The following is an 18,331-nucleotide window of genomic DNA, read 5'->3' as shown; positions in this document are numbered from 1 at the left end:
CGTTGTGGTGAGCGGCGGTGGGGGGTGCGGTCAGGCGTGGAAGGGCAGGCCCGCGTCGGCGGCCAGCTCCAGGTCGTCTCCCTCGGGCGGCGGGAGCAGGGTGGCGGAGCCGTCGCTGACGGGCACGACCCCCAGATCGAGCAGTTCGGCCATGGCCGCGTGGCCCGCCATGTCACGGACCTGGAGCTGGTAGCGGGCCGTGGTGCGGTACGCGCCTCCGGCGTCGTCCCCGGTGCGCTGGAGGAAGCCGGAGTCGGTGAGGAAGGCGACCGCCTTGCCGACGATGCCGGTGGTCGAGCCGGCGAGCCTGCGGGCGTCCTTGGTGGCGCCGGTGGCGCTGCGCCGTGCGTAGATCCGCCACGCGGCTTCGAGACCGGGGGCGTCGGTCGACGGGTCGGTGTTCTCCCCCTCCGCCTCGGCGCGCTCCTCCAGCCTGCGGCAGGCCTGCCGTACGAACGCGTCGACCCCGTTGACCGTGATCCGGCCGATGTACCCGTCGTCGGCGAGGTCCTCGGGCCGGGGGAACGCCATGGCGGCGACGGCGAGATGGGCGAGGCCGTGCAGGAAGCGGTCGGCGGAGTCCGTGGAGGCGCGGCGGGCGTAGTCGCCCATGCGGACCGCGAAGACCGAGTCCTCCGCGGCGGTCACGGCCATACCGGCGCGGGCGGAGACCTCCAGGACGACCAGGCCGAAGCCGGTGGCGACGGCGTCGGCGACACGTGCGAAGGCGGGGTCCTCGCGGTAGCGGCGCAGGAGTTCGGTGTACTCGATGTCCCGCGCCGGCAGCAGCTTAGGCTGGAGCCCGAAGGAGACGAGCCGCGCGGCGTCGGCGGCGTCGGCGGGGGTGACACCGCCGGTCGCGGGGGGTGCCGCGTCGACGGCGGTCGCGCCGGTGCGGTCTGTGTGCGGGTCGCTCACGGGGCGGTGCTCCTTGGTGCGGGTCGGGGTGCGGCGGTGGGCGTTACGCGCCTGCGGGGCGAGGCCGGCGCGGAGTGGGCGCGGAGGCCGGCGCGGAGGCCGGGGCGGAGTGGGCGCGGAGGCCGGGGCGGACGCCGATGGGGACGCCCCCTCCCCGACCGCCCCCCCCTCCCCGACCGCCGCGGACACCGGCCGCCGGATGTCCGGAACCATGCGCGCTCACCCCGCCGGGACCGCACGGGCCGCCGTCATGCCCGCCACGTCCAGTCGCGCCGTGCCCACCACGAGGTCCGCGCCGCCGAACTCCGGGTCGTCCAGCGGCGTGCCGTCGTCGACGGCGAACAGCAGACGCTCCTCGCCCTGGCGGTACGCCGTACCCACCGGAGGACTGGCCGCGTGGATGGCCAGCAGCGCGACCAGATACGGCAGTTCCGGATCGCGGCGGCGGGCCTCCGCCAGCAGGCCGGACAGCCGGCGCGGGGCGTCGTGCTCCAGATCGAGCAGTTCCTTCGCGCTCGCGAGCTGCTCCTCGCTGAAGCGGCTGTCGTCCGGAGTGGCGATCAGATCGGGTTCGGGCATCTCCGCGCCGAGATGCTCCCGCTCCACCGGCGGTGTCAGCAGCAGGTCGATCAGATCCCCGACCCGGACGGAGGCGGGTGTCCGCAGCCCGGTGCCCCGGGCGAAGAAGGCGTCCGTCACCCGTGTCGCCCGCTCGACCGGCAGCGGCAGCAGCGGGGCGACGAGCTGTCCGTAGAGATCGAGGCCCGTGTGGGCGGTGGGTGCGGCGAAGGCCTGCCGGTCCTGCTCCGCGCGGAACAGCGGGCCCGCCTCCAGCAGCCGCGACTGGAGCTGGGTGTGGCGGCGGATGCAGTCCTTGACGATGTCGACCAGCTCGGCGGCGCGCCGCTTGTGCTCCGCCGTTCTGGGGTCGGCGCCGGTCTCTGCCTCGTCACGCGCCTTGCGGATATTGGTCAGGATCGCGTTCTCGTGGCGGTAGCGGTCGGCGACATGGTCGAGTGCCTCGTCGATCATGTCGGGAACGGAGTGGAGCCAGTCGACCGCCCGTACATTGCGGCGGGTCGCCTCCAGTGTCCTGCGGAGCGTCTCCGCGTACTGCACGGTGCGGTAGCGCGCCTGCTCGGCGGCGAGCTGGGCGTCGGCGAGCCTGCCGCGGTTGATCAGCACCTCCAGCTTGACCTCGGCGGCGATCTGCGCGCTGGTGACATCGGTGTCGAGCGCGCCCACCAGGACGTTGACCGCTTCGTCGGTCGTACGGAGATAGACGCTGCCGCCGTGGCCCGGGACCTCCTCGATGAGCTTGAAGTCGTAGTCCCTGCGGGTGTAGACCCCGTCGGTGCCGAACGTGCCGTAGACCGCGCGGAAGCCGCGGTCCACGCTGCCGACGTTGATCAGGTTCTCCAGCACCCAGCGGGCGACCCGCTCGTGCTCGGCGGCCGGGCGGGCCGGTGCCTGGGCGGCGACCCGGGGCAGCAGCCGTCCCACTATCTGCTCGTGGTCGGCGCCGGTGTCGAAGTCCATGTTCAGCGTGACCAGGTCGATGGCGGCGAGCGCGACCTCCGCCATCCCGTAGACGGCGTACTCCCCCGCGAGATTGGCCTTGCGGGTGTCCAGGTCGTGCAGGGGCGCGGTGCACGCGAGCGCGCGCAGCCGGCGCGCCAGCCCTTCGTCGGCGGCCGGGCCCTGCGCGGGCCGCGGCCCCGCGCTGAGCTGGGGCGGAACGGAGTCCGTCGAGGCAGGCGAAGTCACGGGGTTCAGATTAGGTCCTCGGACCGACATCGGTCGAAACGGTGCGGAAGCGACCGCCGGCCGCGGACCTCCTACGAGAGCGGTCCCGACGCCGTTCCGTCCGCCGCCACGAGTCCCGCGTACACCTCGACGAGCCGTTCGCGGGAGTCGTCCAGATACTCCGCGAGCATCCGTTCCGTGCCGTCCCGGTCGCCCGACCCGAGCGACTCCAGGAGCTGCCGGTTGCGTACGAGATACGGCTCGTGCAGCCCGCGCGGATCGTCCACCACATGGAAGGCGAGCCGCAGTTCGGCGAGCACACCGCGCATCAGTTCGTCGGTGCGCGCGCTGCCCGCCAGCGCGACCAGCTCCCGGTGGAAGTGGATGTTCGCCGTCGAGACGCCCTTCCAGAGCCCCTGTTCGGCGGCCCGCTCGCCCCGCGAGACCGCCTGTTCCAGTCCGCTCACGGGGAAGGGCGGCCCGTCGAGCCCCCGTACGACGGCGCATTCGACGAGCCGGCGGGTGCGGTAGATGTCCTCGACGTCCTCCACCGCCAGCACCCGTACGAAGACGCCGCGGTTGAGTTCATGGACGAGCAGCCGCTCGTGGGTGAGCAGCCGGAACGCCTCGCGCAGCGTGTTGCGCGAGACGGCGAGCGCCTTGCCGATGCCGTCCTCCGAGAGCCGCTCGCCCGGCTGGAAGTAGCCCTCCGCGATACGGGTGCGCAGGATGTCCGCGACCCGCTCGGCCGTACTGGTGCGGCCCAGCAGCGGTCGGTCGTCCGCCAGTTCGCCGAGTCCGGCCCCGTTCGTCCCCACAGCAGCCTCTCCTGATGTCCGTCCGCCTACAGGACTCATCGTAGAAGCAAGAACGAAACAACATGTCTCTTGTCGGATCGTTGAACAATCCCCTACGGTAAAACCGGCTCACGGTCCCAGCACACTCACCCTCCTGCGAGGTGCAGATGAGCACGACCCAAGCACGGCTGAGCAAGGACGAACTCCCCGAGGACACCGGCGCGCTGGCATGGCTGCGGGCCCTGGGGCCGCAGGGGCGCCGCGCCTTCGCGGGCGCGTTCGGCGGCTACGGCCTCGACTCCTACGACTTCTTCACCCTGCCGCTGAGCATGGTGGCGATCGCCGCCTACTTCAGCCTCGACAGCGGCCAGACCGGACTTCTCACCACCGTCACGCTGGTCGTCTCGGCCGTGGGCGGTGCGATCGCCGGGGTGCTCGCCGACCGCATCGGCCGGGTGCGGGCCCTGATGATCACCGTCATCACCTACGCGGTCTTCACGGTGCTCTGCGGTTTCGCGCCCAACTACGAGACGCTGCTGGTCTTCCGCGCCCTCCAGGGCCTCGGCTTCGGCGGCGAGTGGGCGGTGGGCGCGATCCTGGTCGCTGAGTACGCCTCCGGCAAGCACCGCGGCCGTACGCTCGGCGCCGTCCAGAGCGCCTGGGCGGCCGGCTGGGCGCTCGCGGTCATCGTCTACACGCTGGTCTTCCAGTTCCTCGACGCGGACACCGCCTGGCGCGTGATGTTCTGGACGGGCGCGCTGCCCGCCCTGCTGATCGTCTATGTCCGGCGGAACGTCAGCGACGCCCCGGCGGCGGCCGAGCAGCGCAGGACCAGCACGGAGAAGGGCTCGTTCACCGCCATCTTCCGCGGGGGCCTGCTCCGTACGACGTTCTTCGCGACCCTGCTGTCCACGGGCGTCCAGGGCGGCTACTACACGCTCGCCACCTGGGTCCCCACCTATCTGAAGACCGACCGGGGGCTGACCGTCGTCGGCACCGGCGGCTATCTCACCTTTCTGATCTCGGGGGCCTTCGCGGGCTATCTGACCGGCGGCTATCTCACCGACCGGCTCGGCAGGAAGAAGAACGTCGCGATCTTCGCGGTGCTCTCCGCCCTCGCGATCCTCGCCTATGTCAACATCCCGGCCACCGCCGACGGGCTGCTGCTCGTCCTCGGATTCCCGCTCGGCTTCTGTATGTCGGCCATCTTCAGCGGCTTCGGCTCGTACCTCAGTGAGCTGTATCCGACGGCGGTACGCGGCACGGGCCAGGGATTCACGTACAACACCGGCCGTGCCGTGGGCGCGGTCTTCCCCACCGTGGTGGGTTTTCTGGCCACGAGCTGGGGAGTCGGCGGCGCGCTGGTCTTCGGCGCCGTCGGCTACGGTCTCGCGGTACTCGCCCTGCTCGGGCTGCCCGAGACACGCGGACGCGAACTGCTCTGACCCGATCCGATCGGAAGGTGACTCCATGACCTGGGCGTCCATCGATCTCAACGCCGACCTCGGCGAGGGCTTCGGCCGCTGGCGGCTGACCGAGGACGAGCAGTTGCTCTCGGTCGTCACCAGCGCCAATGTCGCCTGCGGGTTCCATGCTGGGGACCCGGTCACCATGCGCCGGGTCTGTGCCTGGGCCGCCGAGCGCGGGGTACGGATCGGCGCCCAGGTCTCCTACCGCGATCTGGCGGGGTTCGGGCGGCGCTCCATGGACGTGCCGTCCGACGAGCTGGCCGCCGAGATCGCCTACCAGATCGGCGCACTGGACGTGTTCGCGAAGGCGGCGGGCACCCGGGTCTCCTACGTCAAACCCCATGGCGCGCTCTACAACCGGGTCGTGCGCGACGAGGAACAGGCCGGGGCCGTCGTGGAAGGCGTGCTGCTGGCCGGTGAGCGGCTGCCGGTGCTCGGGCTGCCGGGCTCCCGGCTGCACGAGCACGCGGAGAGGGCCGGACTGCCCGTCGTCACCGAGGCGTTCGCCGACCGCGCGTACACCTCGGACGGCACCCTGGTGCCGCGCGGACAGGACGGCGCGGTGATCACGGACCCCGCGGCCGTCGTGGAACGGTCGGTCTCCATGGCGCGGTCCGGCGTGGTGACCTCCCGGTGCGGGCGGTCCGTCGCCGTCCGCGCGCGCTCGCTCTGTCTGCACGGGGACACCCCGGGCGCCGTCGGCCTGGCCCGCCGCGTCCGCGACCGGCTCGAAGCCGCGGGCGTGCGGGTGGAGGCCTTCGTATGAGAACACTGCCGGTCGGCGACCGGGCGCTGCTGGTCGAACTGGCCGACGCCGAGGAGACCGCGGCGCTCCACGCCGAACTGCTGCGCCGCCGCGCCGAGGGCACCCTGCCGCCGGTCGGGGAGATCGTGCCCGCCGCCAGGACGGTCCTGCTGGACGGCCTGGACGATCCGGCCGGGTTCGCCGCGGGGCTGGACGGCTGGGAGATCCCGGCGGCGGGCCCGCGGACGACGGACACCGTCGAACTGCCGGTCCGTTACGACGGTCCCGATCTGGCCGAGGTCGCGGCGCTGTGGGGGGTGGGGGCGCGGGACGTGGCACGGATCCACTCGGCGGCCGAATTCCGGGTCGCCTTCTGCGGGTTCGCGCCGGGCTTCGGCTATCTGACCGGACTCGGGGAGCAGTACGCCGTGCCGCGCCGGTCCACTCCGCGTACGGCGGTGCCCGCGGGCTCCGTCGCGCTCGCGGGGCCGTACACCGGGGTCTATCCGCGCTCCTCCCCCGGCGGCTGGCAGCTCATCGGGACGACGGACACCGTCCTGTGGGATCCGGCGCGCGCCTCCGCCGCGCTGCTCACGCCCGGCGCGCGGGTGCGGTTCACGGCGGTGGACGAAGGCGCGGCCCGATGACGGACCGGGCCTTCGCGGTCGTCCGCGCCGGGGCGCTGACCACGGTGCAGGACACCGGGCGGTACGGACACGCCCATCTGGGGGTGCCGCGCTCCGGGGCCCTGGACCCGCCCGCGCTGCGCCTGGTCAACCGGCTGGTGGGGAACGCGGCGGGCGCGGCGGCGCTGGAGACGACGCTCACCGGATGCGCGGTGCGGCCGCGCTGCCCGGTCGTCGTGGCGGTGACGGGGGCGCCGTGCGCCGTGTCCGTCGACGGACGGCCCGTGGCCTGGGGCGCGCCCGTACGGGTCCCCGCGGGCGCGGTCCTCGACATCGGACCCGCCGTCCGCGGTGTGCGCGCCTATGTGGGGTTCGGCGGCGGGATCGCGGTGGAGCCGGTGCTCGGCAGCCGGTCCACGGATCTGCTGTCGGGGCTCGGGCCGGCCCCGCTGCGCGAGGGCCACGTCCTGCCGCTGGGCCCCTCGACGGGCCGGTACGCGCCGGTGGACTGGACGCCGGCGCCGGCGCCGCCCGCCGAACTGGTGCTGCGGATACGGCTCGGCCCGCGCGACGGCTGGTTCACCCCCGCCGCACTGCGCACCCTGGCCACCCGTGTCTACCGGGTGTCGTCCGCGAGCAACCGTATCGGGCTGCGCACGCAGGGCCCGCCCCTGGAGCGTGCCGTACGGGACGAACTGCCCAGCGAGGGGCTGGTGACGGGGGCGGTGCAGGTCCCCCCGGACGGCCGCCCCGTGGTGTTCCTCGCCGACCACCCCACCACGGGCGGCTATCCGGTGGCCGCCGTCGTCCTGGCACGGGACCTTCCGGCGGCGGCCCAGGCGGCCCCCGGGACACCCATCCGTTTCGTCCCGGTGCGGGGCAGGATCGCCGGATGACCGCCGACCGGTCCCCCGCGCCCGGTACGTTCCCCGCCGGTCCCGTCAACCACCGTAAGAACAGCGGTGGTTCCCCGGCTCTCCGCTAGACTTGACGATCCAGCCCCACCGGTGCCGATCGGGTGGCTGAGGCTCGGGGGGGCTGACGCGCATGACGGAGTCCGGAGTGCGCATGGGGATGAGGGGCCGTCAGGGGATCATCTCCCTCGTCGGCGAGTGCCTGAGACAGCCACCCACCGCGGAGCGCCCGGTGACCGTGCTCCTCGGTCCGCGCGGCAGCGGCGCCAGCGAGGCGCACAGCGCGCTGATGGAACAGTTCGGCCCCGAGAACCCCTTCGCGTACGTCAATCTCGCGGCCGAGCACGCGCTGCTGCCGCGCTACGGCCTGGGACTGCTCGCCCGCCAGCTCGAACGGAAGCTGCCGAGGTACCGCCGCTCCCACTTTCCGCGGCTGACGCTGGGGCTGCTCGCCTCCGACCACGATCTGCGGATGACGAGTCTGGCCGAGGGACGGCGCAACATCCGGCGGGAGCTGGACGCGTTCCAGGAGCGGGCCGAGGCCCGGTACGGCGACTATCTGGCCGCGTTCCTGGAGGTGGCGGGCGGGGCCGTGGGCGCCCCCGACGGCGCGTCCACCGCGGCTCTCGCGCTGCTGCGGGACGCCGCCCGGCGCGGCCGCCGCCGGCTGCCCGGCCGCAAGTTCACCGGAAGCGCCGCCTGGTACGGCGGTCATCCGCTCATCCGCAGCCAGGACCCGTGGGAGGCCCTGGTCGAGCTGAACCTCTGGCGGCACGGCGGTGACGCGGACGACGAGGTCAGACTGGACCAGGTGCTGTTCTCGGCCTTTCTGGCCGATCTGCGCGACAACACGGGCCACTCGTTCATGCCCCGCTCGTATCTGCTCCTGCTGGACAACTCCCACTCGGAGTACGGCCGGCGCTTCCTCGATCTGCTGATCGACGCCCGGCACCGGGACACGGTGGTGGCGGGTGCGGACTGCGACCCGCTCACCATTGTCGCCAGCTCCAACCGCTGGCTGCCCCGCTGGGGCCCGGCCACCGGCGACCAGTGGCCCTGGCGGCTGCGCGGCCCGGACAGGGCCTCCCTGGCGGACTGGAGCGAGCACCGGCCGGCCAGGGACAGCGCCGACACCTGGTGGTATCCGCTGCGGCTGCGGGACCTCAACCTCGACGAGGTGCGGATCCGTATCGAGCTGGAGCTGCGCCGCCACTCCGATCTCGCGCCCTTCACCCGCCTCGCGCCGTTCGTGCACCGGCTCACCCACGGGCTGCCGAGCGCGGTGCACCAGGTGCTCGAAGTGCTGCGGCACTCCGATGTCCCGGCGGAGGACGGTTCCGCGCAGGACCGCTGGCTGCGCACGCTGCCCGAGCGGACCCTGCGCGACGGCGAGAACGCGGTCACGCTCGCCGACGCCGCGCTCGGCCCTCTCCTCCAGGGCATCGACGAGCCGCAGCGCTCCGTCCTCGCGGAGTGCGCGGCCGCCCGCGATCTGTCCATCGGCACCCGGGTGCTCAGCCCCGGGGACCAGCTCTTCGGCGAGATGCGCGCGCGCTGGCTGCTGCTCAGCCCCGAGACCGTACAGCCCGCCCTGCACCCCTGGCCGCGACGGCTGCTGCTGTGGCGGCTGGCCCGGCGGCCGGACGACTGGGACACCGTGCACGAACTGCTCGCCGAGCACTTCGCGTCCGCCGGACGCGCGGTCCAGGAGATGTACCACCGGCTGGCCTGGGGACGGATCGACGAGGTGACCGCCCATCTCGTCGCGCGCTTCCCCGCCGTGCCCGCCGCGCAGTGGATCAGCGAGTTCAACACGATCACTGCGGCGCCCAACCGGCTCACCTCCGCCGGGGGTCCGCTCGAACTGCTCGCCGGTCTCGGTCCCGGCGAGCCCGGTGAGTCGGTCACCGTCGCGGCGGTGATCCGGGAGCTGATCACCACCCGATGGGTGTGGAGCGATCCGCTGGCCGACCCGGGGATGCGGCTGAACGGTCTGCTCGCCGACGGCTTCAACCAGCTCTCACGGCTTCGCAGGAACGATGTCGTGGCGCTGTTCAACGAGGCGGAGCGCTACCGCCACTGGCGCCATCCGCTGATTTCCACGAGTGAGGGGTGAGCCGGATGCGCAGACTCGAATGGCCGTTGCACATCGTGCGCCGCGTGGTGGTCGCGGTGGTCGTCGTCGCGGTGCTCGCGGTGGCGGTGCCGCTGGCCGTCGACCGGCTCGGGGACATCCGGGCCCGGTGCGCCGACGGTGTCGTCAAGATGGGCGAGGACGACGAGTGCGTCGGGGTCACCGACGGCTCGTTCCGCTTCGCCGGCCATCTCGCGGCGGTCGAGCGGAAGATCAAGGAGGAGAACGACCTCGTCCTCGACGACGCCAAGAAGGAGTCGTACGTCAGCGTCGCGTACATGACCTCCTTCACGCTCACCAACGACGACAGCAACTCCGCGGACTCGGTGCGGCACGAGCTGGAGGGCGCCTATCTCGCGCAGTACCGGCACAACCGCGGCGATCTCGCCTCCTCTCCCAAGATCCGGCTGCTGATCGCCAACACCGGCAGCAGCTCGGCGCACTGGGAGCACACCGTGGACGAGCTGATCGACCGGAGGGACTCCGAGGACAGGCTGGTGGCCGTCACCGGTCTGGGGCCCAGCACCGCCCGGAACCTGAGCGCGCTCAGAAAGCTCTCCGGCCAGGGCCTCGCCACCGTCGCCAGCACCATGACCGCCACGAACATCAGCGACATCCCCGGCTTCGTACGGGTCTCGCCCACCAATGTGGACGAGGCGTACGCGGGGGCCGCCTTCCTGAAGCGCAAGAAGTTCCGTACGGCGGTGGTCGTCCAGGACTCCGCCAGGAACAACCTCTACGCCGCCACCCTGGGCACCGCATTCACCCGTGCGTTCCCCGACGGCGAGGGCGGTCAGAAGCTGCTCGCGGAGCGGCTCACCTACGACTCCTCGCTGGCCGGGAGCTGGAAGAACGAGCTGCGTTTCTTCCCCGCCCAGCTCTGCGACCTGCGGCCGCAGGTGATCTACTTCGCGGGCCGCGGCCGGCATCTGACCAACTTCCTGGACGCGCTCGCGAACCGGGTCTGCACGGACCACACGTTCACGGTCCTCGCCGGCGACGACACCTCGAATCTGGAGCCGCAGCAGATCGCGAACGCCGTCGAGAACGACGTCCAGGTGTTCTTCACGGGGCTGGCGCACCGGGACATGTGGCGTGCCGAACCCGACCGGGTCTCCGGACGTTCCGCCGCGTACTTCCAGAAGAACGGCCGGCTGGACACGTGGTTCCCCCACGACGACCGCTACGACGGCCAGGACATCATGGCCCATGACGCCGTCCTGACCGCCGCCGAGGGCATCCGCATGGCGGCGGAGGGAGACAGCAGCAAGGTGACCGGGGAGGCGGTGGGCCGGATGTTCCACCAGATGAACGGACCGTTCCAGCTCGCCGGGGCGAGCGGATTCATCTCCTTCCAGAACAACGGCAATCCGCGCAACAAGGCCGTCCCGATCCTCAGCCTCAACGCCCGGGGCCGCACCGAACTCGTCGAGGTCTCCGCCGCCCGGGGAAAGCCGCCGGAGGGGCAGTGACCCGAGCCCTACGGGGGCGCCGTGCCGTAGCCGCCACCGCCGGGCGTCCGCATGACCAGCACATCGCCGGGGCCCACCTCCACCGAGTCGACGCCCCGCAGCGGCTCGGCCGTACCGTCCGCGCGTTCGATCACATCACGGCCGAGCGCGCCCGGCCGCCCGCCCGCCATGCCGTACGGCGCGACCCTGCGGTGCCCGGTCAGCAGCGTCACCGTCATCGGCTCCAGGAAGCGGATACGGCGCACCACCCCGTCGCCGCCGTGCCACCGCCCGGCGCCCCCGCTGCCCCGCCGTACGGCGAAGGCGTCGACCCGCACCGGATGGCGCCACTCCAGCACCTCGGGGTCGGTGAGCCGGGAGTTGGTCATATGGGTCTGTACGGCGTCGGCGCCGTCGAAGCCGTCGCCCGCGCCCGAGCCGCTGGCGACGGTCTCGTAGTACTGCACCCGGTCGTTGCCGAAGGTGAGGTTGTTCATGGTGCCCGACCCCTCGGCCTGCACCCGCAGTGCCGCGTAGAGCGCGCCGGTGACCGCCTGCGAGGTCTCCACATTGCCCGCGACGGTCGCCGCGGGAGGGGCGGGGTCCAGCATCGAGCCTTCCGGCACACGGATCTCCAGGGGTTCCAGACAGCCGCTGTTGAGCGGGATGTCATCGGCGACGAGCGTCCTGAAGACATAGAGCGCGGCGGCCGTCACCACCGACCGGGGCGCGTTGAAGTTGCCCGGGAGCTGCGGTGAGCTGCCCGTGAAGTCCAGCACCGCGGCGCGCGCCGCCCGGTCGACCCGCAGCGCCACCTCGATCACCGCGCCGCCGTCGGTCTCGTAGCGGTACGAGCCGTCGTGCAGCCCGGCGACGATCCGGCGTACGGACTCCTCCGCGTTGCGCCGTACGTGCCCCATATAGGCCTGGACGACATCGAGGGAGAACTGCCCCACCATCCGGCGCAGTTCGGCGATGCCCTTCTCGTTCGCGGCGATCTGGGCGCGCAGATCGGCGAGATTGGTGTCGGGGTCGCGGGACGGATGGCGCGCGGTGGTGAGCAGTTCCCGGGTCTCCGCCTCCCGCAGCCGGCCGTCCCTGACGAGCGGCCAGTTGTCGAAGAGGACGCCCTCCTCCTCCACGGTCGTACTGAAGGCGGGCATGGAGCCGGGCGTGATCCCGCCGATCTCGGCGTGGTGGCCCCGAGAAGCCACCAGGAACTCCAGCCGCTCGCCCGCCTCGTCGAAGACCGGGGTCACCACGGTCACATCGGGCAGATGGGTGCCGCCGTGGTACGGGTCGTTGATGGCGTACACGTCGCCGGGCCGCAGCGTGCCCTCGTTGCGCCGCAGCACCTCCTTGATGGATTCGCCCATGGAGCCGAGATGGACGGGGATGTGCGGCGCGTTGGCGATCAGATTGCCCTCGGCGTCGAAGAGCGCGCAGGAGAAGTCGAGCCGCTCCTTGATGTTGACGGAGTGGGCCGTGTTCTCCAGCCGTACGCCCATCTGCTCGGCGATCGCCATGAAGAGGCTGTTGAACACCTCCAGCAGCACGGGGTCGGCATCGGTGCCGACCGCGACCCGCGACGGCCGCGGCCCTACCCGTGTGAGCAGCAGATGCCCCTGTTCGCCCGCGCCCGCCCGCCAGCCCGGTTCGACCACGGTGGTCGCGTCCGGCTCGGCGATCACGGCGGGCCCGGTCACGGTGTCGCCGGGACGCAGATCCTCACGGCGGTACAGCGGGGTGTCCTGGACCCGGCCGTCGCTGAACATCCTGACGGAGGCGTACGGTTCCGTCCCGCCGGGCCGGCCGTCGGACGGCCGGGTCGGGTGCGGGGTGTACGGGGTGTGCGGGCCCGTGGTCCCCACGGCCTCGACCGAGACCGCCTCCACCACCAGCGGCTTGTCCATGGTGAAGGCGTAGCGCGAACGGTGCTCGTCCTCGAAGGCCGCGGTCATGGCCGGAACACCGTCCAGATCGACCGGCAGGCCCGCGTCCGTACCGGCGTACCGCAGCAGTACCCGCGCGCGTGTGCTGATCGCGGAGTCCGGTACGGAGTCGGCGCGCAGTTCGGCGCGGGTGCGCGCGGCCAGGGAGTCGCACAGCCCACGCACCCGGTCCAGGGCGGCCTCGGTCAGCTCGGTCTCGACGGACTGCTCGCGCATGGCGGTGGCGTCGGCGAGCCCGATGCCGTACGCCGAGAGGACCCCGGCGAGCGGCGGGACGATCACCGTGCCGACCCCGAGGGCGTCGGCGACCGCGCAGGCGTGCTGTCCGCCCGCGCCGCCGAAACTGGTGAGCGCGTAGCGGGTGATGTCGTGTCCGCGCTGCACGGAGATCTTCTTCACGGCGTTCGCCATATGGAGGACGGCGATCTCCAGATAGCCGGCCGCGACCTCCTCGGGGGTGCGGTCGGTGCCGGTGGCCCTCCGTACCTCCTCGGCGCGTTCCGCGAAGAGCCGCCGTACGGTCCCGTCGTCCAGCGGCAGGTCGCCGCCCGGACCGAACACCGCGGGGAAGTGGGCCGGCTGGACACGTCCGAGCATCACATTGGCGTCGGTCACGGTGAGCGGGCCGCCCCGCCGGTAGCAGGCGGGGCCCGGTACGGCGCCCGCCGAGTCGGGGCCCACGCGGTAGCGCTGCCCGTCGAAGTGGAGGACGGATCCGCCGCCCGCCGCGACGGTGTGGATGTTCATCATGGGGGCACGCATCCGCACCCCGGCGACCTGGGTGCCGAGTTCACGCTCGAACTCGCCCGCGTAGTGGGAGACATCGGTGGAGGTGCCGCCCATGTCGAAGCCGACGACGCGGTCGAAGCCGGCCTGGTGTGCCGTACGGGCCATGCCCACGACCCCGCCGGCCGGACCCGAGAGCACGGCGTCCTTGCCCCGGAAGTGGGCCGCCTCCCGCAGTCCGCCGTTGGACTGCATGAACATCAGCCGGATACCGCGCAGTTCCCGGGCGACCTCGTCGACATAGCGGCGCAGGACCGGGGAGAGATAGGCGTCCACGACGGTGGTGTCGCCGCGCGGCACCAGCTTGATCAGCGGGCTGACCTCGTGCGAACAGCTCACCTGGGTGAACCCCGCCGCGCGGGCGGCCTGCGCGACGGCGCTCTCGTGCGCGCGGTGGCGGTACCCGTGCATGAGGACGACGGCGGCGCTGCGGAAGCCGTCGCGGTACGCCGCGCCCAGCCGCTCGGTGACGGTGTCCAGGTCGAGCGGCCGTACGGTCACCCCGTGCGCGTCGACCCGCTCGGGGATCTCGATGACGCGTTCGTACACCGCCTCGGGGAGGACGATCCTGCGGTCGAAGAGCCGGGGCCGGTTCTGGTACGCGATCCGCAGGGCGTCCCGGAAGCCCTGGGTGATGAGGAGGACGGTCGGCTCCCCACGTCGCTCCAGGAGGGCGTTCGTGGCGACGGTCGTCCCCATCTTCACGACGTCGATCCGGTCGGCCGGGACCGGATCGCCCGGACCGAGACCGAGCAGCAGCCTGATACCGGCGACCGCCGCGTCCCGGTACCGCTCGGGATGGTGCGAGAGCAGCTTCCTGGTGACCAGCTCTCCGTCGGGGCGCCTGCCCACCACATCGGTGAAGGTGCCGCCCCGGTCGATCCAGAATTCCCAGCGCCCGGTCATTCCCCCATTCTCGCAAGGGGGACGCCCGGGGACAGCGTGGCGAGCGCCCGGGAGAGCGCCTGCTCGGCGTGGCTGTCGAGGCGGGCGCTGGTCCCCCGGGCCCAGTGGCGCACCTCGTCCCCCGCGAGCCGCAGCAGCTCCGGCAGGAGGTCCTGGCAGCGGCGCGCCACCCAGGCCGCCCCCTTGGTGGCCAGCCACCCCAGGACGGCGGCGCGGGTGGGCGGCGGCTGGTCGGCCGCCAGGGACGGCGGCGGGCCGATGGCCAGCCCCCGGGCCGCGAGCGGCGCGTGGAAGCGGGCGGCGATCATGCGGTGGCCGCGCTCCCCGGGGTGCAGCCGGTCGGCGCTCCACAGGGTCCGGTCGCCGACCCAGCCGGCGTCCGCCATATGCAGATGGACGGTGTCGTACCGCGCGGCCAGGGCGTGCACCACGGCGTTGAGCGCGCGCTGGCGCCGGGCGAGCGGCCGGGCGAGCGGCAGGGGCAGCCCGAGCATGCTCCCCGGGTCGGGCAGACAGGTGGTCAGCAGGACGGCCCCGCGCGCGGTGAGCGCGGCGCAGACGCGGTCGAGACGCTGGGCGATGTCCTGGATGTCGAAGGCGCAGCGGAGCGTGTCGTTGACGCCGACGACGACGGAGGCGATGTCGGGTCCGAAGTCGAGGACGGCCGGGACCTGCTGCTCCTCGACATCGCGGGTCAGCGCGCCGCTGACGGCGAAGTTCCGGAACCGTACGCCGCTGTCGCCCCCGGCCCCGGCCGGGCGGGCGGGCCCGAGGGCCCCGCCGAGCAGGGCGGCCCAGCCCCGCCAGCCGCCGTCGACGGGGTCACCGACCCCGGAGGTCAGCGAGTCCCCCAGCGCGGCGAACCGCAGCGCCCGCACGGACGCGACGACGCCCTCCGCACGGACACCGCCGGCCGCACGCGCGCCGGCCGGCGGGAGCGGCCGCTCCGACGGCGTCGTCCCGGGGAGCACGGCCCCGGGGGGCGCGGGCGCCGGGAGCGCGTCCGTCTCCACCGGGGCCGCCGGCCGTTCCCCGTCCCGCGCTCCCCGGACGACGACGCGCGGCGGCACACCCGGGCCGGCACCGGCGCGTTCGCCGCCCGGCGGCGACTGCGCGATGTCCGCGCCCGTCGTCATCTCTGCGCCCCGTCCGGGCGCCGGATCTGCGACGGCACCTTGTTCAGCAGCGGGGCGTCGTGCGCGGCCAGGAACCCGGCCACCGCGTTGTCCCAGCTGAACAGCTCCGCGCGGGCACGGGCGGCGGCGCGGCGGTCCGCCTCCGGCCGGGTCAGCAGCTCCTGGACCGCGTCGGCGAACGACCCCGCGCTGTCCACGGCGGCCACCCCCGCGTCCCCGATGACCTCGGGCAGCGCCGAGGACGCGCTCGGGACGACCGGGGTGCCACAGGCGAGCGCCTCCAGGGCCGACAGGCCGAAGGTCTCGGCCGGGCCCGGCGCCAGACAGATGTCCGCGGCGGCCTGGAGGTCGGCCATCTCCTCGCGGTCGGCCACATGCCCGAGGAAGAGCGCGGGCAGCCGCTGGGCGCGGGCGCGACGGACCAGACCGGTCCGCAGCGGGCCCTCGCCCGCGACGACCAGCACCGCCCGGACACCCCGCTCCCGCAGTTCGGCGAGCGCGTCCAGCGCGGCGCCCGGCCGCTTCTCCACCGAGAGCCGGGAGCCGAGCAGCAGCAGTACGTCCGCGCCGCGCGCGTACCGGGCGCGCAGGGCCTCGCTGCGCCGCTGCGGCCTGCACCGGGCCAGATCGACGCCGAGCGGCGCGCGCACCACGTTGCGGGCGCCGATACGGAGGAACTCCCGCTCCGCCCACTCGGTGGTGCACACGATCCGCGAGTACGCCCAGGCGCTGCGCGTGTTGAGCCGGTCCGCGGTCCGTCCCGCCGCCATCCCGGGCACGCCCCAGGTGCGCAGCACTCCGTCCGCCGTCTCGTGGGAGACCATCACCGAGGGGATCCGGTGGCGCCGCGCCCACTCCCCCGTCCAGCGCAGGGTGGTCCGGTCGGAGACCTCCAGCCGGTCGGGCCCGAGCGATTCGAGCACCTCCCGCAGCCGCCGCCGGGCGGTCAGCACCCGGTAGCCGCCGGTGCCGGGGATGACGGGCCCCGGCAGGGTGATCACCCGCCCCTGCACGGTGTCCTCGTCGGACTCCCGCTCACCGGGCACGATGAGCACCGGCTCGTGTCCGGCCGCGAGATAACCGCTGCCCAGTTCCTGGAGCGCGGTGCGCAGTCCGCCCGAGGCCGGGGTCACGAAGTTGGCCAGCCGCACGATCCGCAGGCCGCTCACGCGACCACCGCCGTACGCGCGCCGAGGACCTCGTCGTAGTGGCCGAGGAGCTGGTCGCCGACGACGGCCCAGGTCCGGCCCTCGACGGTGGTCCGTGCCGCACGCCCGTACGCCTCACGGAGCGCGGGAGCATGGGCGAGGTCCCGTACCGCCTCGGTGACGGCGTCGGCGTCGTGCGGGGCCACCAGCGTGCCGGTGTACCCGTGGGCGACGAGATCGAGCGGTCCCCCCGCGGCGGGCGCGATCACCGGCACCCCGCTGGCCATGGCCTCCTGCACGGTCTGGCAGAAGGTCTCGTACGGTCCGGTGTGCGCGAAGACGTCGAACGAGGCGAACGTGCGCGCCAGTTCGTCACCGGTCGTACGGCCCAGGAAGACCGCGCCGGGCAGCGCGCCCCGCAGCGTGGTCTCGCTGGGGCCGTCCCCGACGATCACGACCCGGACGCCCGGCAGCTCGCAGACTCCGGCGAGGAGTTCGACATGCTTCTCGGGCGCCAGCCGGCCGACGTATCCGACGATCAGCTCCCCGTTGGGCGCGAGCCGCCGGCGCAGCTCCTCGTCACGCAGCTCGGGCCGGAACCGTACGGTGTCCACGCCGCGCGGCCAGAGCCGTACCCGGGGAACACCGTGCTCGGCGAGATCCCGTACCGCCGCGCTGGACGGTGCCAGGGTGCGGTCGGCCGCGGTGTGCACGGTACGGATCCGGCGCCAGGCGGCCGCCTCGCCCGCGCCCACATAGGTGCGGGCGTAGCCGGCGAGATCGGTCTGGTACACGGCGACGGCGGGGACCCCGAGCCGCGAGGCGGCCGTCATACCGCGCACCCCGAGCACGAACGGGCCCGCGAGATGGACCAGTTCGGCGCGGTGCGCGGCGATGGCCGCCGCGACGCGCCGGCTGGGCAGCGCCACCCGCACCTGGGGATAGCCGGGCAGCGGTACGGAGGGCACGCGTACGACGGGGCACGGTGCGAGGGTCTCGGCATCACCGGCGACGGCCGGGGCGATGACGAGCGGGTCATGACCGCGGGCGGCGAGGTGCCGGGCGGTCTGGAGCGCGCAGTGGGCGACGCCGTTGACATCCGGTGGGAAGGACTCGGTAACTATGACGACACGCATATTCGTGTTGTCGTCCCACCGAGCGTGTCCCTGCCAACGTGGATCTTTCCGCGTGGGGAACGTCCCATGAGCATTGGACGCGGGCGGCGCCGCGCGGGGCCGGCGCCGCGCGCGGAGGGTGAGGATCCCTTACGTTCCGTAGCACGGTGCGCCTCCCGGCGGGGGCCGTGGTGCGGTGCGCCGTCCGGCGGGGGGTGCGGTGGGTGGGTGGTGCCGGGTGCCGGGGCCTCCGGAGGCACATGTCCGGACGGCATGATTTACGGCGCCCCTGGCCGTGCGCTGGATACGGGCGTCCGGACGCCACAAATCACGCTTTAGTGTCCGAACACGCACCTCCTACGACCCCGACCCCCTCCCGCCGCGCTCCGGCCACCGGGTGGGTGGGCATGCACCGGCCGCGGTGGCCTCCCGCCGGTGGGCCCCGCTCGGGTTCCGGATCACCCCGGCCGCCTCGGGGTGCGGACCTG

At 73.3% G+C, this 18,331-nt stretch carries 13 protein-coding genes; 6 read left to right on the top strand and 7 right to left on the bottom strand.

Annotated features, from left to right (window positions below; genetic code table 11):
- Positions 1–30 precede the first annotated feature (30 nt).
- From ACFYYH_RS32590 to ACFYYH_RS32580, 3 genes are all read right to left on the bottom strand, one after another.
- Complete coding sequence (locus tag ACFYYH_RS32590; RefSeq protein ID WP_388558881.1) at positions 31–918, bottom strand: hypothetical protein; 888 nt, start codon at positions 916–918, stop codon at positions 31–33.
- A 219-nt stretch (positions 919–1,137) separates the two neighbouring features.
- On the bottom strand, positions 1,138–2,685 hold the full coding sequence (locus ACFYYH_RS32585) for a hypothetical protein (protein WP_388558878.1): 1,548 nt from the start codon (positions 2,683–2,685) through the stop codon (positions 1,138–1,140).
- Between the two features lie 71 nt (positions 2,686–2,756).
- Entirely contained in the window at positions 2,757–3,482 is a 726-nt protein-coding gene (locus ACFYYH_RS32580) for a GntR family transcriptional regulator (protein WP_388558875.1), read from the bottom strand.
- A 146-nt stretch (positions 3,483–3,628) separates the two neighbouring features.
- Here ACFYYH_RS32580 and ACFYYH_RS32575 point away from each other — a divergent pair, with 146 nt between their 5' ends.
- The 6 genes from ACFYYH_RS32575 (at position 3,629) to ACFYYH_RS32550 (ending at position 10,821) form a co-directional block, all read left to right on the top strand.
- Positions 3,629–4,906: an MFS transporter gene (locus tag ACFYYH_RS32575; protein ID WP_388558872.1), complete on the top strand. Its 1,278-nt coding sequence runs from the start codon at positions 3,629–3,631 to the stop codon at positions 4,904–4,906.
- A 25-nt stretch (positions 4,907–4,931) separates the two neighbouring features.
- A complete protein-coding gene (locus ACFYYH_RS32570) occupies positions 4,932–5,696 on the top strand; it encodes a LamB/YcsF family protein (RefSeq protein WP_388558869.1) in 765 nt (254 codons plus the stop codon).
- On the top strand, positions 5,693–6,322 hold the full coding sequence (locus tag ACFYYH_RS32565; protein WP_388558866.1) for an allophanate hydrolase subunit 1: 630 nt from the start codon (positions 5,693–5,695) through the stop codon (positions 6,320–6,322). Before ACFYYH_RS32570 ends, ACFYYH_RS32565 begins: the two co-directional genes overlap by 4 nt.
- Positions 6,319–7,197 (top strand): biotin-dependent carboxyltransferase family protein, encoded by an 879-nt coding sequence (locus ACFYYH_RS32560; RefSeq protein ID WP_388558863.1) that lies wholly within the window; start codon positions 6,319–6,321, stop codon positions 7,195–7,197. The genes ACFYYH_RS32565 and ACFYYH_RS32560 overlap by 4 nt, the downstream gene beginning before the upstream one ends.
- Before the next feature lie 151 nt (positions 7,198–7,348).
- On the top strand, positions 7,349–9,331 hold the full coding sequence (locus ACFYYH_RS32555) for a hypothetical protein (protein ID WP_388558861.1): 1,983 nt from the start codon (positions 7,349–7,351) through the stop codon (positions 9,329–9,331).
- 5 nt (positions 9,332–9,336) lie between these two features.
- Positions 9,337–10,821, top strand: coding sequence for an ABC transporter substrate-binding protein (locus ACFYYH_RS32550; protein WP_388558859.1), 1,485 nt, complete (start codon positions 9,337–9,339; stop codon positions 10,819–10,821).
- An 8-nt stretch (positions 10,822–10,829) separates the two neighbouring features.
- On the opposite strand, the gene ACFYYH_RS32545 is transcribed toward ACFYYH_RS32550, so the two are convergent.
- From ACFYYH_RS32545 to ACFYYH_RS32530, 4 genes are all read right to left on the bottom strand, one after another.
- A complete protein-coding gene (locus tag ACFYYH_RS32545) occupies positions 10,830–14,444 on the bottom strand; it encodes a hydantoinase B/oxoprolinase family protein (RefSeq protein WP_388558856.1) in 3,615 nt (1,204 codons plus the stop codon).
- A complete protein-coding gene (locus ACFYYH_RS32540; RefSeq protein WP_388558925.1) occupies positions 14,441–15,322 on the bottom strand; it encodes an SGNH/GDSL hydrolase family protein in 882 nt (293 codons plus the stop codon). Before ACFYYH_RS32540 ends, ACFYYH_RS32545 begins: the two co-directional genes overlap by 4 nt.
- A gap of 254 nt (positions 15,323–15,576) precedes the next feature.
- Complete coding sequence (locus ACFYYH_RS32535) at positions 15,577–16,749, bottom strand: glycosyltransferase (protein WP_388558853.1); 1,173 nt, start codon at positions 16,747–16,749, stop codon at positions 15,577–15,579.
- Positions 16,746–17,864: a glycosyltransferase family 4 protein gene (locus ACFYYH_RS32530; protein WP_388558850.1), complete on the bottom strand. Its 1,119-nt coding sequence runs from the start codon at positions 17,862–17,864 to the stop codon at positions 16,746–16,748. The genes ACFYYH_RS32535 and ACFYYH_RS32530 overlap by 4 nt, the downstream gene beginning before the upstream one ends.
- Positions 17,865–18,331 lie beyond the last annotated feature (467 nt).

Origin of the sequence: Streptomyces sp. NPDC002018 (assembly GCF_042890865.1) — a bacterium.
In the GTDB taxonomy this organism is placed as follows: Bacteria; Actinomycetota; Actinomycetes; order Streptomycetales; family Streptomycetaceae; genus Streptomyces.
The sequence above is the reverse complement of the archived record's forward strand: the minus strand, read 5'-3'. Positions and strand labels throughout refer to the sequence as shown.